This window comes from Bradyrhizobium oropedii (assembly GCF_020889685.1).
GTDB classification, from domain to species: Bacteria; Pseudomonadota; Alphaproteobacteria; order Rhizobiales; family Xanthobacteraceae; genus Bradyrhizobium; species Bradyrhizobium oropedii.
Genome location: NZ_JACMYO010000188.1, coordinates 1 through 16,470, shown reverse-complemented (window position 1 = coordinate 16,470; position 16,470 = coordinate 1). Strand labels below are relative to the sequence as shown.

The following is a 16,470-nucleotide window of genomic DNA, read 5'->3' as shown; positions in this document are numbered from 1 at the left end:
GCCATCCGAAACTGCGCGCGATCAAATCGGAATGCTGCGCGGAGAATGCTCGGAATGCTGCGCGCGATCATCTCGGAACCCTGCGCGCCATCAAGTCGGTACGGTGCGCACCATCATCTCGGAATCGGCACCTTGCAACGGAGTGCTTAGCATAGGTGCATCGGCCTGCACCATGCGGCTTGTTGCACGCGATCCCATAGTGCTGACGTTTCCGAGGATGCTCCTGGCCCACAGTTTCCCGCCGGCGAGGCGTGCGCAATCTGTGTCCGATCTGTGACGCGGCACAAGCCCGTCAGGTTCAAGACCCGGCCATCTTCGGGCGCCGTGAAGGGCTTTCAACGCGCTACTCAAGCACTTGATGCGCGCCAATGGAGCTGGCACAGCCATTGCTTTTGAGACGCCGCGACCCTGATCGAGGGCTGAGTGCACGCAGACGCGCAGGACGAGTTTCCCCTGAACCGGTGTCCCGCGTTGCTACGGAGACAGGCTCGGGGACAAAGTCGCGCAACGTTCGGCATCGGTTTTGGAGAGGAACATGGTTCTGTGACCTCATACAACTGCAAGATGAAGACAGCGCTTGAGTTCTTAAGAGTACAGGCTCACGAAAGCAGCAACAAAGAAAGGACCCGATGCCAATCGATTATCCAGCGGTACTCGAACTCAAAACCGAGGCGGCTCCCTATTCGTGGAGGGATCGCGACGTGCTGCTCTATGCGCTTGGCATCGGGATGGGTGCCGATCCTCTGAACGAAAAAGAGCTGCAATTTGTTAACGAGGCGTTTGCAACACCTAGGCCGCTGAAGGTGGTTCCGACCTTTGCTTCGGTCTGTGTGTGGGGGGCGCGACCCGGAGTCATCGACCTCAACCGCCTCATGCTCGTTGATGGCGAGCGCGACATCACGTTTCACAAGCCGATACCTGTCGTGGCGAGCGTTACCGCGGATGCTCGCGTGCGTGGCGTGCACGACAAGGGCAAGGAGAAAGGCGCGATTATTCAGAACGAAATCGTGGTCAGGGATGGCGACGGCGACAAGATTGTCACGATTCTTTCCTCGACCTTTGCGAGGGGCGACGGCCGTTTCGGCGGACCATCGGAGGGAATGCCCGAGCCGCACCAGGTACCCCGCCGAGCGCCTGACAGGTCGGTCGATATCCCGACCCGACCCGACCAGGCGCTGATCTACCGTCTGTCGGGTGATCGAAATCCCTTGCACAGCGATTCGGAATTCGCGCGTCGGGCCGGTTTTCCCAGGCCCATTCTCCACGGCATGTGTACCTATGGACTGACCTGCAGGGCCGTGTTGCAAACGTATGCCGATTACGATCCCTCTGCCTTCCGCCGTCATCGCGTCCGCTTTTCGGCTCCGGTGTTCCCGGGTGAGATCATCACGGTCAATCTCTGGAAGGACGGTAATTCGATTTCGATCGAGGCTCATGTTCGAGAGCGCCAGATTACCGTCGTAAAGAATGGGCTGACGATGCTAGGCTGAGCCTTCCCGGATCCACAGCGCCCGAACAGAGGCGCACGGCAAATTACCAAGTTTGCCTGTAGCGGCCATATGGAATCATCGTGCAAGAAGATCAATAGGACATTCTTGACGCGGTGACGAACTGAGTGCGCAGTCTCCTGGAAAATACTGGGCGTAGGCTCGAGCACAAGATGGCCTATCCGACCAAATTCGTGAAGGCACTTCCGACGTTCAGGCTAATTGCTTTGCTCTCGGAGGTCGGCTTGTCGAAGTTGGCCGCGCGGCTCGATCGCCACGGTCTCAAGGGTTCCCCATATCACAGATGGAGGAGACCACGTCAAATCTAAAGGCTACTAAGCGCCAGGTTATCGTGGATCTCGCAGTCGTGCCCCGGTAGTGAACGGGCAATCCGAAACGGGCTTTGAATAGTCGGAGACGCGTTCCTTATCTATGGACAATCGATAGGCGGCACCGGACAGGCGAATCTCCGTAACCAGTTTGCCGAAAGTCTCTTTATTGATAGTCTGAGTTTCTGAATTCATTAGTCAAATTTCTGGGGAGGCAATGTGTAAGAAACTGTGCAAGTAGTCATGCGGACCGAGTCCTAGAAAATGCGACAAAGGAGGATTGAAGGCCGGCTGCAAACCCCGCAGACGAAGGGTGATAGAAAGCAGCCTATCTCGAGACAGCTAACAGATTCTTGCGAGAAGGAGAAATTCCTTCGAGCCGCGCACTAAAGGCACTGCCCACTGTTCAACCGTTCATATGGTTCGATGGGCACAAGGCGACGCGCCGCCAGCCTAGAACAGGCCTTGGCTGGTCGTGGGATTCCGGCGGTTCTTCCCGTCGTCGCCGGCTAAGGAGTGGGTTGGCGCGGCGATCAGGCATCGCGCCGCCCTGGTGCCAGCTCACATGTCCTTCGCCCAAAGGCGGGTACCCTTCGGCAACCTGGTCCTCCGGTCATCGGAGTCGAGGTCTTGGAGATCGGCCTCTTGCTAGGCAGTTCTCTCCCGCGGGAGCAGCTTCGGGACTCGGGCGCCGATCCCAGTGCCGACTCGTGGCGGCGATGATGGAAGCCTATTGCGATGTATCGGCCACCAGAGCCAGACACTCGGGGATGCAATCGTCGGCCACGGTCAGGATGATGGCGCTTCGGATCATCGACGAGACGATCCACGCCTTCGGCAGCGCCGGCGTCTCGGATGAAGCGGGCCTAGCGCCGCGACTATACTTCTATGCGCACCATGCGCCTGACGGATGGCCCCGATGAAGTCCATTGCCGCGCCATTACCAGACTTGAACTTCGGAAGTATGAAAACTCGTCCAACTGAAAGGGGCAATGCGATCGCTTCCTCGCGTCATTCCGGACCGCCTGGAAGAGGCAAATCCGGAATGTCGAGATTCGGGGTTCAATGCTGAGCCATTGCGTATGAATGACCGAGAATGATTGCGGAGAAGAGGGAGCGTCACCATGACGGCTGGCATCAGCAAGTACCAAGAGTTTTCGTCCGGTCGAGGAGCGGCATCGCATCGACGAGGCGAGCCTCGCCCGCTGGCTGGCGGAGCATGACTGACGGTACCGCAGTTCAAGGGCGGCCAGTCGAATCCGACTTACCGGCTTGATACGCCCACGCGATCTTATGTAATGCGACGTAAGCCGTTGGCAAATTGCTGCCCTCGGCGCATGCGGTCGATCGCGAGTTCCGCGTCATATCCGCGCTTGGACGTCTGGGCTTTCCAGTGGCGAATGCTTATGCATTCTGTGCCGACGATAGTGTGATCGGCTCAGCCTTCTACATAATGTCTATGGAAGAGGGTCGGGTGTTCTGGGATCCCGCGCTTCCAAGTCCGCCATCCGATATGCGGCCAAAGCTCTTCCGCAGCAAAATTGAAACATTGGCAAAATTGCACATGTACGATCCCGAGAAGATTGGGCTTGGTGACTTCGGCAAGTCAGGCAATTACTGCGCGCGCCAGATCAACCGCTGGACGAAGCAATACCGCGCATCCGAGACGCAGCACATTCCGGAAGTGGAGAAGCTAATTGACTGGCTGCCGAAAACGCTTCCTGAACAGAAGCGCGTTTCCATCGTTCATGGCGACTATCGCCTCGACAACATGATCTTCCATGCGACCGAGCCACGGTTATCGCGGTGCTCGACTGGGAATTGTCGACGCTTGGCGATCCTATGGCCGATCTCACTTATTTGCTAATGCGGTGGATCATGCCGGGTCTCAAGGGCGCCGACCTGAAGGTGGCGAATATCCCCAGCATGGAAGAGGCTGCGCGGATCTATTGCGATCGCACCAATACTACGCTGCCGGATTTCAACTGGTACTTGTCATACAATCTGTTCCGCCTTGTGGGCATCACACAAGGTATTGCCGGGCGCATCCGCGACGGTACTGCCGTTAACGCCAGAGCGATCGAATCCGCCAATCGCACCGTCCCGCTCGCAAAGGCGTCGTGGGAATATGCGCAGAGAGCGGGCGCGATCTAACCTAAGTCGCTGCAACGACCCGTTGCTCGCGAAAAAAGAAAATCCTGATGTCTTCAAGTAACCGAGATTAACACCTTAACTCCCGAGTGGAGCACCCATCTCGCAGCGGCCTGCTTAGTGGGTCGCTGGCCGCTCCGCTCGCCGCCTTTCGTGTGCCAACCACACTAAGTCTATCCCAAGAAGGGTGCCGCTTGCACCCGCGAGTACGGCCATCACATGCGACAAGGCAAATCTAGATAACAAGAGGAGAATACGTTTTATGACCAAGATACCGTTCGATCTTTCCGGCCAGGTCGCTGTAGTCACCGGCTCGAGCCGCGGCATCGGTCGCGCGTCGGCCGAACTACTTGCACGCTCGGCGCAAAAGTCGTGATTTCCAGCCGCAAGACCGACGCTTGCGAGGACGTTGCCGAGGGTATCCGGAAGGCGGGCGGCGAGGCGCACGTTATCCCCTGCAATGTCGCCCGACGCAACGAGGCGAGGCACTGATATCGGGCGCGACTAAGCATTATGGCGGTGTCGATATCCTCGTCTGCAACGCGGCGGTCAATCCCTATTACGGCCCCTGCTCGATATAACGGACGAGGCGTTCGACAAGATTATGGGAAGCAACGTGAGAAGCAATGTCTGGCTCCGCGCGCAAGTCATTCCGCGGATGGCGGCGCGTGGTAAGGGCTCGGTTGTCATCATCTCCTCGATCGGCGGCCTGCGAGGCTCAACCGTAATCGGCGCCTACGGCATCTCCAAAGCTGCCGATTTCGGGCTGTGCCGCAGCCTTGCTGGCGAATGGGGCCCGAAGGGTGTGCGCGTCAATTGTGTGGCGCCGGGCCTAGTCAAAACCGATTTTGCCCGCGCGCTCTGGGAAGACGAGGAGCGCTTGAGGCGTCAATGCGCTACCACGCCGCTCCGTCGCATCGGCGAGCCGCACGAGATCGCGGGCGCTGTCGCCTATCTCGCGTCGGATGCATCGGCGTTTATGACAGGACAGACCGTCGTCGTGGACGGTGGAATAATCACGGCGGGGGTCTAGTTATCGTGTTTTCGCTTGAATCACACTTCACTTGACATTTCCCTGCATGAAGAGACGCGTACTCAATGAACGATGAAGAGGAGCCATCTGGGGTGCAACAACCTCAAAGGCTTTAAGTTTGGCGTTTCAAGTTCGGGCTAAAGCGCGATGAAATTAGGTCTGTTTGGATGCCACGAAGGAGATGCGCGCCCTCTCCCGCTTGCGGGCAGGGCTATCGCATATGGAATCCCGAGTCTCTTCCGCGGTTTAGTCGGCGATGCGCTTGCGCGACACTGCCAAGCCACGGAATCGGATCGAGAACAAAACGGAATCGAACCGCGAAGCTGGAACGACGCTTCTCGAACCTGTTCTTTACAAGTGTCGATCGCGCCTTGCGTTTTTCGATATGCGATAGCCCTGCGCTTGCGGGGGAGGGCTGGGGTGGTTCGATACTCCCCGTGCGGAGAGAGCCTCCACCCGGCGCTTCGCGTCGACCTCTCCCGCAAGCGGGAGAGGCAAATGCGAGCCTGTGGCGAGATCGATTCCACCAAAACTCATCGCGCTTTAGGACACTTAAGCTTTTCTTGCGGAGAAACTGGCCAGCAGACGAGTCTGCGAAGAGGCTGGTCGTAGTCGACGGGGGCGACCCAGATTAACTGATCGGCCAAACATTGGGTAAGGTCGATACCGCGCTATGAGGCGGAGACGCAGAAGGTGGGCCGTGCGCCGCAGCATCAAGATAGACCAGCGCGCTGCAAATGGGGAGAGTCGGCCAGTCCGGTGGCGATCGACCGCGCGTGGGATTCTTTTGCCGACGACCAACTCGGCCTGATTATCTCAAGGTTTACGAATTCTCCTACATGGGCTTCTGTGGAGGCGGATTCGCGGAGGCTTCCGCACACAGTGCGCAAATGACCGCGTGCCAAGGTATTCTGCCAGTCAGTTGGCCACAGACCTGAAGACGCGGATCTCATGTATCGGGAGAGGCCGAGAAACTGGCTCGCTGATTTCCGCGCCCGTCGACCCGAGGTGTCTATGGACACGATTGAGATCCACAGTTTCGCGCGTGGCCAGATTGCTTCTACCGCATGTCGCGTGACACTATCAAAAACTGCAGAACGCCGGGCCTTGTCTTACCAGACGATATACCTCGCATCCGCTGCAAAACCTCGATCGATGTGGCCTCACGGGCACCGAACGCGGAAGTCACTGCCTTTCCTTGGCGCGAGCCACGGGAACTCAAGGCATGTTCGCACCCTCCCCAGGCCACGGATCCCAACGCGAGCTCCGGCGCACGAGCTTGAGTCGTCCGCTTTTCGGTCGAAGCAATAGGGCACATTTTTCTGCCGCCCGGATGAATGGTGGGTGCGACGGCTCTGCGCCCGGATGGAGCGCGAAACAATCCACACCAAGGCTAACCAAGGCCGATCTACGTCGTTCCGGTCCCGTATTTGCGGGAATTATGCGTAAAGCTGACGCTATGGTTGAGACCAGATAAAACTAGTGGAAGGAGAGGGACCGCAAATGGGATCAGCATTCGCGACTTTGTCGGCAGCAAGCGAACAATTTGACGGCGTGCGCGCGAAAGTCACCTTTCTGCGGCGAACGGTCGAAGAGGGACCGGGCTGCCCGGGTCCCGAACGATACGGTTCGCCGACTGTGATTGATTGCGATGTCGATATCCGCAATGCTCGCCCGATCGTCAAGACGCTAAGCCTGGATCGCGAAGGGTTCACTCTCATCAATCACAAGCCGGCCCACCTCAAGGGGCAGGATCCGCGGCCTACGATCAACGAATATGTGGATGAAATGAACGCGTTCGTGAAACGCCATTTCAACGCATCGTGGGTCACGAATCTCCATCACGGCTCTGTTCCCCCCGCGATGGTCCGATCCCCTGGCGGTGCTAGCGACGGAAATCAACCGACATCTCGCCTTGCCCATGTTGATTACGCGGCAATTTCCGCGCCTGTGGTTGCTGCAATTTCTGACTATGAACAAGGAACAAAGTCGCGGCCATACTCGCGCATGATGCTTATTCAAACCTGACGCGCTCTTTCGGCGAGTCCGCAAGATTTCCCTCTGACTATCTGCGATGGATCGTCCGTTGCTGATGCGGACGTCGTCGAAGCGCCCTTCGCTAGAGATGATATCTCTTGTAAGGTCTGGCTCGCGTACTACAATCCAGTCCAACGTTGGTACTATTTCCCCGACATGAACAGGGATGAATTCATCCTGTTCAAGGGCTTCGACACTGAGACAAAACTTAGCGCCAAGGCATTTCATACCGCTTTCGACAACCGCGTCGCGCACGCTGATGCGAAGCCGCGGTGGAGTGTCGAGACGCGCCACCTAGTCTATTTTGAGTGATCGGCGCGGCTAGCCTTCCAGGTGCGAGGCGGCGGAATCGATGAGCGTTTGGCGAATGATGCGCCAGACGCGTTATTCCGGGTGGACGTTGGAAACGTACTTGGTTGGGAGCGGGGACTCGAACCAGCGTCAGCCACCCTTGATCTAGGTGATCGAGTAAGTCGTGGAGCTCATTTTGGTCGGCGACTACATAGCCGACGCTATTCTAGCCGCGGGGCAGATAGACCGCTTTTTGTGGCGCCCGAGATTGATGGGGTGGACGCTCCCTGACGGCATCGCTGTGCCAAAGTAGTGGTGTCGTTGATCATCACTTGAACGGAGGCGTCCATGTTGGAAGTTAACACAATCGGGTTGGATCTGGCGAAGAATGTGTTCCAGGTGCATGGCGGGGATGCGTCGGGAAGTGTGCTGTTCAGGAAGAAGCTTCGCCGCGATCAGGTGCCTGGGTTCTTTGCCACGCAACCGACCTGCACGGTTGCCATGGAGGCTTGTGCCGGCGGCCATTACTGGGCGCGGGAGATTGCGAAGCTGGGACATGCTGTCCGGTTGATCGCCCCAGGTTACGTCAAGCCTTTCGTGAAGCGGCAAAAGAACGATGCCGATGACGCCGAAGCGATCTGCGAAGCAGCCCAGCGGCCGACCATGCGGTTCGTTGCCGCGAAGAGCGAAGAGCAACAAGCTGCGGCCATGGTGTTTCGCGTTCGTGACCTTGTGGTGCGCCAGCGGACCCAGACCATCAATGCGATACGTGGGCATCTTGCCGAATTCGGACTGGTGGCCGCGCAGGGGCTCTTCCATGTGACCAAGCTTGTTGCTGCGATTGAGAAGGATTCCACCATCCCCGAAGCTGCCCGCCCAATCCTGTTTCTGCTCGTTGAGCAACTACGGTCGCTTGACGCGGAGTGGCCGTGCTTGACCGCGAGATTGCCCGGCGCGCCAGAGAGGATGCGGAAGCCCGGCGATTGATGACCATTCCCGGTATAGGACCGATCACCGCTACAGCACTTGCCGCGTTGGCCCCATCTGCTCAGACCTTCAAGAGAGGTCGCGATTTTGTGGCATGGCTCGGCCTCACGCCGCTGCAACGCTCCTCGGGCGGCAAGCAGAAGCTCGGGGAGACATCCCGGATGGGCGAACGAACCTTGCGTCGGCTGCTGATCATCGGAGCCAGCGCCACCGTGCGCTGGGCCATGCGAAAGGGATCGATGACGGATCCTTGGCTCTCGCGGATGCTAGAGCGCAAGCCGCCCATGCTGGTGATCGTCGCCTTCGCCAAGACGGCGCGCATCGTATGGGCGTTGATGGCCAAGGGCGGCATTTACCGGACGCCGGCGTTGGCAGCGAGATAGTCCGCTCCTCGAGCGGGCTACCCAAGTGTGAGAAAGTCGAACGGAGAGTATGGCGCTACGGTCAAAGAGACGGGATCGGGAAAACCAGATCATGGATACGTGCTTCGAGCACGCGAAGTTGAGTTGGACCCGTTCCGCGAACTCCCATACGGGCCGGCGGCATGTGACAGCCGCATCAGAGGCCGGACACATGTCAGCACCTGGGACGAAGGGTCGGCAGCAGAATTCTCGACATAAGTCCGAAAGCTCTCGCCTTCGATCGGTCCCTTGACGAACCATCGCATCGATCCGATCATGGCGCAGGGCTGCCATAAGGGTCATGGTCTTCCAACGCCAGTGGGAACCTTGGTGGGAAGTATGCGCCCGCGCGGCGCCCATCCTCGCAGGGGGGCCATGTCGGTCCGCGTCTAAGTCTCGTCGATGAAGAGCAGCCGCTCAGCTTCGCCGCGACTTTGATACTTTGCCCACTGGGCTCGCCGCCACGGCACCTCGGGACGATCGCATTCGCCGGCCAGCACGCTTTTTTGAATTCGGGCTTCTTGGCATGCACGAAGTCCCACACTGAGCGGTAGTCGACCTTCAGGCCGCGTCCGGCAAGCTCGGCAACGAGCTTAGGTTTGGTGAAATCGCCAGCCTTGATCCGCTGCGACAGCCAGGCCGCATGCTCTCCCGAAATTGCCTTCGGCTTGTGGCCGCCAATGTGGCCAGGCTCAATGCCGCCGGTCTCCACGAGCCGCCGCATCCAGCCGATGGCCGTGCTGATTGCCACGCCAAATTGCTTGGCGGCCGAATTGCGGAACGTCCCGCCCTCGATCGCGGCCAGAGGTAAGGCTTGCACATCCATGCTGGCCTCCTTCCCAGCCAGCATGCTGATTCGGAAACACGTTCATTTGGGAATCCCAAATCGTTTCAACCGTAAGCGTGGCGTTGAGGCCCTTGAGAATTCTTGTACTCAGTCGTGAGAGCACCGCTAGAAGAGTCATCTTCAGCAAGGGTGCTCACAATGGACGACCATTCGGACGACATAAGACGACCATTGTCGCCGCGTATCGAAGTGTACGCTGGCGCAGGTCGAAAGCGCTGGCTGGACGATTTGAAGGCACAGAATGCCGCGGAAAGCCTCGAGCCGGGGGCGATTGTCACAGATGTCGCACGACGCCATGGCTGCCGGCCGCAGCAGGTACATGACTGGCGGCGTCGGGCGCGTTTGGGCCAGTTGGTGCTGCCGGCTTCGGCAGACACGCTGTCGTTCGTGCCGGTGGTGTCGGAATCGGCGTTACCGGCGGCCTCAGAGCCCACCGGGTCGCCGGAAGCAGCCGTGGTGACGGTCGAGTTCCAGGGGGCACGCGTGGAGGTGCGCGGGGCGCCTGGCCTTGCTGTGTTGAGTGATGTGTTCATTGCGCTCCGACGGACACGTTCATGCTGACGGCGCCCGCGAGCCTCATGATCTATGTTGCGACCCAACCTGTCGACTTCAGGAAGGGTGCGGAGGGCTTGGCGCTGTTGGCGAAAGAGACGCTGGGCCGTGACCCGATGAAGGGCGTGGCGGTGGTGTTCCGTGCGAAGCGCGCCGATCGGGTGAAGATTGTCGTCTGGGATGGCAGGGGCCTTGTGATGTACTGGAAGCGGCTAGATGGCAGCGGCTTCAAATGGCCTCCCATCGTGGCCGGCGTGATGCGGATGAATGCCGCCCAGCTGTCCGCCCTTCTGGCCGGCATGGATTGGACGCGGATGCACGCGCCTCGAATCCCGCAGCCGAAAGCGCTTGCGTAAAGATACAAATCTTCGCTTCATCGGGGCGCGAAGCATGGCAGTCTTGGGCCAATGAGTGATTTGCCTGATGAACTGCCGAGCGATCCGGCCGAGTTGCGTATCTTTGCCGCGGCTCTGCTGGATCGCTGCGCCAGGCTCGAGCGGTTGCTCAAGCTTGCAAAAGATGCGCAGTTCGGTCGGTCCTCGGAAAAGTTGGACGCTGATCAGCTACAGCTTGTTCTGGAGGACATCGAAGAGGCCGTCGCGGCTCTCGAAGCAGCTGAGGATCGCGCCAATCCCAGAGCCCGCGAGAAGAGAACTGCCAAGCGCAACCGTGGCCAGCTTCCGGAGCATTTGCCGCGCATCGTCGAAACCCTGATGCCGGCTGCAACCTGTTGCCCGTGCTGCAAAGGCGATCTCTTTGAGATTGATCGCGATGAAAGTCAGAGGCTCGACGTCGTTCCGGTGCAATACCGAGTGATTGTGACCCGCCGGCCCAAGCTGGCTTGCCGCGCCTGTCACGGCGTCGTTCTCCAGCACACTGCTCCCGAGCGACTGATCAGGGGAGGATGGCCCACCGAGCGGCTCGTCGCGCATGTGATCGACGCCAAGTATCATTGGCATTTGCCGCTTTACCGCCAAGCGCAGATGCTGGCGACGCACGGTATCGCCATTGATCGTTCCACACTTGCTTTTTGGGTTGGCTATGCCGCCCAAGAATTGAAGCCCTTGTGGCATCGTCTGCGCGAGCTTCTGCTCGCCTCTTCGAAGCTCTGTGTCGATGAGACCCCGGCGCCGGTGCTGGATCCGGGGCGCGGCAGGACCAAAACCGGCTACTTCTGGGCGCTGTCACGCGATGACAGGCCCTGGGCTGGACCTGACCCACCTGGCGTGGTTTACGCCTATGCACCGGGCCGTGGGGCCGTTCATGGCTTGAGGCTGCTCGAGGGCTATCGCGGCATCATCCACTGCGACGGCTATCAGGCTTACAAGACCATGACCCGAGAGACGCGTGCGGACGCCTTGTCCGGAACGCTCGCCTTCTGCTGGTCGCATCTGAGGCGCCAGTTTGTGAAGATCGAGCGCGAGGCTGCTCCGGCGCCAGCTCCGGTTGCCCGCGAGGCTCTTGAGCGCATCGCCCAACTTTACACGGTCGAGAAAGCGCTCCGCGGCCGATCGGATGCCGAGCGCCGTGCTGGCAGGCAGGCGCATGCCCGACCTCTGGCTACAGCCTTGAAGCGGTGGTTTGAGGCCAAGCTTGATTACCTTGCACAAAAGAGCGACACGGCGAAGACCTTGCGTTACGCGTTGCGTCATTGGGACGGCCTGGCGCTTTACCTTGATGACGGGCGCATCGAGATGGACACGAATGCTGTCGAGCGTGCGATGCGGCCGATCAAGCTCAACGCCAAGAACTCCCTTTTTGCCGGTTGCGACGAGGGCGCCGAGAGTTGGGCAGTACTAGCTTCGTTAATCGAGACCTGTAAGCTCAATAGCGTCAGCGCCGAGCACTGGCTCTCCGACGTTCTCGCGAAGCTCGTCAATGGTTGGCCTGCGGCGCGACTGGACGAACTGCTTCCATGGGCATCGACTTACATGTTGCATACCCACGATCCGAGGCTGGCGGCATGAGCCTCAACACGACCGCCGTCCGGATCAAGGTGACCCTCAAGGACGTGAAACCGGAGGTGATGCGTCGCCTTGTCGTACCCGTCACGCTGCGCCTTGACCGGCTTCATCTGACGCTTCAGGCGGCGTTTGGCTGGACGAACGGCCACCTCTTCGAGTTCTTCGCTGGTGAGGTCCGTTGGGGGATTCTTGATCCACACAACGATTACGGCCACCAGCCCATTGATGCCAGCAAAGCGCGGCTTTGCGATATCGTTCGCGAGACCGGCGCCAAAACGATCCATTATCTCTACGACTTCGGCGACAGCTGGGATCACGTGATCAAGCTCGAAAAATGGTTCGACAACACGACAACGGAGGGACTGCCCCTCTTGCTCGAGGCCACCGGCCGTTGTCCTCCGGAAGATGTCGGCGGTGCATCAGGCTATGCCGAATACCTCGACGCCATCAGCGACCCCACCCATCCGGAGCACGAACAAATGCGCCTCTGGGGTCCGGAGCAGTTCGATCCCAACGTCGTCGACCGGAGGGCGCCCGAGGCCGCCGTCAACGCATTGTCGGAAATATGGAAGCCGCGCCGGCGCACCACGCGCTCAAAATAGACGTCAAGCGCCAATCAAATGGTCCTCAGAGCTACGCTTACATTCAACCTAACCCCAGACAGCTTTAGAACCTCAGCTCTGGCGAGGGGTGTCTGATGCGCGCTGCGCAGCTGGGACGGCGCAGCGGCCCCCGGGAACTGGGCTGAGCGAAACGGCGCTAACGACGCAGTTTGGGACAAGTACGGCAGGGCATCTCGACTTTCACTGAGCCAGACGCGTGCGCTGAATGCGTCATCGGCGCGACGCTCTGGCAGGGGCGGCTTCGAAGTTGGTGCGCCCACCGGCGATCATCCCGCCATCGACCACCAGGTCGTGGCTGTTGATATAAGCCCCTTCATCGGAGGCCAAGAAGAGGGCTGCCGTCGCGACGTCGCGTGGCAATCCAGAGCGCTGAAGCGGCGTCGCCTTGGCCAGATTGCGAGCGAGCTTCTCCAACTTTTCGTCGGCCTTCCCCGGAGTTAAACCTGAGGCCGCCTTAGATCCTCCGAAGAAGATTGAGGTAACGACAGCCCCCGGCGAGATGCAGTTCACCGTCACGCCGTAGCGGCCCAGTTCCAGACCGGCAAGCTCGGTGGCGCGCTTTACTCCGGCTTTAGCCACCGAGTAGAGGTAGTTGCCCATGTGCCCGCGGAGGGCCGCCACGGACGAATTGTTGATGATCGCGCCGCGTCCCTGCGACTTCATGATCGGGGCCGCGTGGCGGATACCGAAGATAACGCTGCCCAACAGCAGATCCATCGCATACCGAAACTCGTCCGCTGTGACGGTGTCCGGCTCGCCCTTCTGGGTGGAAGCGCCAGCGTTATTAAAAAGACAATCGAGGTGACCGAAGGTTTCCACGGTCGCGTGAACAGCTGCCGCTACCTCTTCCTCCCGAGACACGTCGGCGGCGAAGAACCGAGTGCCCGATCCGAGAGCTCTCACCATCTCGGCGCCCTTCTCGGCATTTCGCCCTATGATCATCACCTTCGCTCCCTCGGCGACGAACAGTTCGACGGTTGCCTCACCTATCCCGCTTGTGCCGCCCGTAATGAGGGCCACCTTGCCGGCCAATCGGCTCATTCTTGATCCTCCTAGAGATCGCGGCAACGCGCCGCGTTCAACGTCTAATGCTCCCGCGTTAATCGGGTGATCGAGCCCCGTCATCTCCATAAGGTTCTAGCGCCGCCTCATAACTGCAGGGGAAACGCATTACCAAATTCTTTGCCACGCGGATGAGCAGCTCTCGTTGTAGCGGGGATTTTTGGTTCATCGGCGCATTGTTGTCTATGCTTGCGCCGCAATGCCTCAACTTTGGGGGGCTAGACGCACGAAATCTGCGCGAAGAACCGGATCCAATGGCCTTGGTCGGGGCTCGGCGCTACAGGCGCAATGTCCGATGTGTCGGGACAGCCTCAGCCCGTGCGCGGTGCAAGGGCGCGGCGTGCGCTGAATCAACGCCGGATGCCTGTGCGCGACCCGACGCTAGCCGTATTCCGCTCGTCGGTTTTTGGGGACGCCCATGTTTGACTTCGTCTGGATGCGCAGCGGCGCCGCGCTCGAGATCGGCTCCGTGCCGTGCCCGCAGGCGGCGACCTTGACCGCATCGGCCGCAGCGATCGGTGGCTTGGTCCCGATGATGTTCATGACCCGTGTCAGATTATAGGCCAAGACCGAGGTGCCATCTCGGCCGCTACTTTTGGGAGCGTTTTGGTGAGGAAGTGTGTCGCTCCCATGCGGGCCTTCATCCTGCCAAACGGATGTGGCCGAGTGCGACCGCTACTGACAGCAGCTAAGTATCGTCGTTCCGGAGGAGCCTTCACCGTCCGCCGCGAACCAGAACAAAATCGCGGCAGGCCACTTCGCCCACCACCTCCGCCCAAGCCTTGTTCGGCACTATTGTCGCGCTGGCGCGCATCAAAGCAGCCCACGCCGCAGGACCACCAGCCTATAAGTATTGGGTGACCACCGAACAACTCGGCCAGCGTGTGAATTTGCGGCACTCTACATGTCAGAAGGCCTTCCATTACGCAAGAGTTGTCCCTCGCGGGGCAGGGCGGGGCAGAAATCGTGTTTGCGTAAAAAGGCGCCCGCAACACGTTCTGTGATACGGCCGTTCCTGAAGCAAATCATTCCAGCACCCTTTTCTGCGACCAAGAAGGTGGTGCTGAGGCGTATCCGAGCTCTTCGTCGATCCGGGCCCGGGATCAGATGGAAATGTCATGTTAGCTTTAGGATGTCCGGCCGGCTAAGGAGAAGGCCATCCTTCTCGGTCTGCTGGCCAAGTCAGCTCGTAGCATGCCGACGTTTTCGTCCGGAATCCTGCGAATTTGTGCCGAAAATAGCTGATTTTCTGCGATATTTTTGCCGATGCGCTGCGTGTTCGCTTGATTCTTCCGGTTAGAAATATTGTCTGAGTAGGAGATCGCAGATGAATTTCGTCTTCCCAACGAAATCAAGACGCACGAGCATCGCGTGGGACTGACGCATGGGAGTTCGCGAAGGTGTGACCGCTGGACACAGCTTGTGGCTCCGACCAATGCGATCGCGGGTATTGCCGCTACAGATGAGAATTGTCGCAAAGCTGGCGCGACGATTCTCGCCTCCGCCTCGCGAGGTATTCGCGATGAGCGAGAAAGAGTGAGCGCTCAAAGTTCAACCGCTAGTACCAGAGACTGTCCATTTAGCATTCAGTGTCAGGCCCGAAGCAAACCAAGAAATTCATCAAGTCTCGGTGTATTGCCGTTTCCCGGTGAAATCGCGATCCAGCTTCCGCCCCTTGGATATGAGGTCTCAAGCGAACCTGCTGGCGGCCGGGCGTGGGCTGTCGGGGGGCCGGTTTGCTTGCCAGCTCGCATCGTGGTGACGAGAGGCCCCGTCGCAATCCATGCGGATCGGTTATTTAGATTGAGCGCCAGCATCACTATCTTTGACCGTTCTAAACCCAGGCTGCGCGAGTTGGATTCACTGCTTAAGAGGTGTCATAATACCTTAAATTTGAGAGTAGATACGTTTAAGGGCAAGGTTTTTGCGGCAGAAGTGGTCATAGGCCAGGTATTATTTGCGTCGCATTTTCGTTGGCTCCGACGTTTTCCCGCATTAAACAGACATCTTGCAACGAAATTCACCTGAAGGAAGCTGGGAGCCGATCATGCGCTACGATCGAATAGACGCCCGCATCCTCGAGATCGTGCAAAAAAACAATCGCTTGACGTCCGAGGAGATCGGCGAACTTACCGGGCTGTCTGCTACCGCGTGCCAACGACGACTGAAGAGGCTCCGTTCGGACGGCATCATCGAAGCCGATGTCTCAATCGTTTCGCCGAAGGCGGTGGGAAATCCTATCCAAATGCTCGTGCTAGTGACTCTAGAGCGGGAGCGCTCGGACATAGTAGACAAGTTCAAAAAAGCCATCAAATCGTCAGCTGAAGTCGTCAATGGGTTTTTCGTAACCGGCGACGCAGACTTTGTCCTATACATAACTTCTCGTAGCATGGAAGATTATGAGCAGTTCACCCGACGTTTCTTCCACGTGAACCCAGAAATCAAGACGTACAAGACGATGGTTATATTGGACCGCGTGAAGGCGAGCTTTGCCATTCCAATTGAGCCTCCAGCCGAGGATGACTAACGCTCGTAGCGTCGAATAGTTCGGTCACGGAACGGGCACAAAGTAACGGATCACGGCACGTTTCTGATCCGCAGAAGATCCCCAGAACTGGACTGAGCGACGAACGACCAAGTCCATTGTATGGTAGCAGTACCCTCAAGGTGTACGCTATCGAAACGACTTTTCGTGCGTTGCTTAAT

The 16,470-nt window shown here is 58.8% G+C and carries 9 protein-coding genes and 6 pseudogenes; 13 read left to right on the top strand and 2 right to left on the bottom strand.

Features of this window, described 5'->3' with window-relative positions:
• Positions 1 to 629 precede the first annotated feature (629 nt).
• The 7 genes and pseudogenes from H8A95_RS35030 to H8A95_RS35000 all read left to right on the top strand — a co-directional run bounded on the left by H8A95_RS35030 (position 630) and on the right by H8A95_RS35000 (position 8,698).
• Complete coding sequence (locus H8A95_RS35030; RefSeq protein ID WP_229187279.1) at positions 630 to 1,490, top strand: MaoC/PaaZ C-terminal domain-containing protein; 861 nt, start codon at positions 630 to 632, stop codon at positions 1,488 to 1,490.
• 1,123 nt (positions 1,491 to 2,613) lie between these two features.
• Positions 2,614 to 2,800, top strand: a pseudogene (locus H8A95_RS35025) (acyl-CoA dehydrogenase family protein); the annotation flags it as partial.
• Between the two features lie 147 nt (positions 2,801 to 2,947).
• Positions 2,948 to 3,970: pseudogene (locus H8A95_RS43940) on the top strand (phosphotransferase family protein).
• A gap of 259 nt (positions 3,971 to 4,229) precedes the next feature.
• Positions 4,230 to 5,000: pseudogene (locus H8A95_RS35010) on the top strand (SDR family NAD(P)-dependent oxidoreductase).
• 1,503 nt (positions 5,001 to 6,503) lie between these two features.
• Entirely contained in the window at positions 6,504 to 7,028 is a 525-nt protein-coding gene (locus H8A95_RS35005) for a hypothetical protein (protein WP_229187277.1), read from the top strand.
• 12 nt (positions 7,029 to 7,040) lie between these two features.
• Positions 7,041 to 7,349, top strand: a pseudogene (locus H8A95_RS44590) (CmcJ/NvfI family oxidoreductase); the annotation flags it as partial.
• 327 nt (positions 7,350 to 7,676) lie between these two features.
• Positions 7,677 to 8,698 (top strand): annotated as a pseudogene (locus H8A95_RS35000) (IS110 family RNA-guided transposase).
• Positions 8,699 to 8,900: 202 nt separating this feature from the next.
• Here H8A95_RS35000 and H8A95_RS34995 read toward each other — a convergent pair.
• A pseudogene (locus tag H8A95_RS34995) lies at positions 8,901 to 9,566 on the bottom strand (transposase); the annotation flags it as partial.
• A 135-nt stretch (positions 9,567 to 9,701) separates the two neighbouring features.
• On the opposite strand from H8A95_RS34995, the gene tnpA reads away from it, so the two are divergent.
• The 4 genes from tnpA to H8A95_RS34975 are packed head-to-tail and all read left to right on the top strand — an operon-like array spanning position 9,702 to position 12,681.
• Positions 9,702 to 10,124: an IS66-like element accessory protein TnpA gene (tnpA, locus tag H8A95_RS34990; protein WP_229187276.1), complete on the top strand. Its 423-nt coding sequence runs from the start codon at positions 9,702 to 9,704 to the stop codon at positions 10,122 to 10,124.
• A complete protein-coding gene (tnpB, locus tag H8A95_RS34985; protein WP_229187275.1) occupies positions 10,118 to 10,471 on the top strand; it encodes an IS66 family insertion sequence element accessory protein TnpB in 354 nt (117 codons plus the stop codon). Before tnpA ends, tnpB begins: the two co-directional genes overlap by 7 nt.
• A gap of 51 nt (positions 10,472 to 10,522) precedes the next feature.
• Complete coding sequence (gene tnpC, locus H8A95_RS34980) at positions 10,523 to 12,082, top strand: IS66 family transposase (protein WP_229187274.1); 1,560 nt, start codon at positions 10,523 to 10,525, stop codon at positions 12,080 to 12,082.
• A complete protein-coding gene (locus H8A95_RS34975) occupies positions 12,079 to 12,681 on the top strand; it encodes a plasmid pRiA4b ORF-3 family protein (RefSeq protein WP_229187273.1) in 603 nt (200 codons plus the stop codon). The genes tnpC and H8A95_RS34975 overlap by 4 nt, the downstream gene beginning before the upstream one ends.
• Positions 12,682 to 12,912: 231 nt before the next feature.
• On the opposite strand, the gene H8A95_RS34970 is transcribed toward H8A95_RS34975, so the two are convergent.
• Positions 12,913 to 13,743: an SDR family NAD(P)-dependent oxidoreductase gene (locus tag H8A95_RS34970; RefSeq protein ID WP_229187272.1), complete on the bottom strand. Its 831-nt coding sequence runs from the start codon at positions 13,741 to 13,743 to the stop codon at positions 12,913 to 12,915.
• A 439-nt stretch (positions 13,744 to 14,182) separates the two neighbouring features.
• On the opposite strand from H8A95_RS34970, the gene H8A95_RS34965 reads away from it, so the two are divergent.
• Positions 14,183 to 14,326: a hypothetical protein gene (locus tag H8A95_RS34965; RefSeq protein WP_229187280.1), complete on the top strand. Its 144-nt coding sequence runs from the start codon at positions 14,183 to 14,185 to the stop codon at positions 14,324 to 14,326.
• A 1,485-nt stretch (positions 14,327 to 15,811) separates the two neighbouring features.
• Entirely contained in the window at positions 15,812 to 16,291 is a 480-nt protein-coding gene (locus H8A95_RS34955) for an Lrp/AsnC family transcriptional regulator (RefSeq protein ID WP_229187271.1), read from the top strand.
• The last annotated feature ends 179 nt before the right edge of the window (positions 16,292 to 16,470 follow it).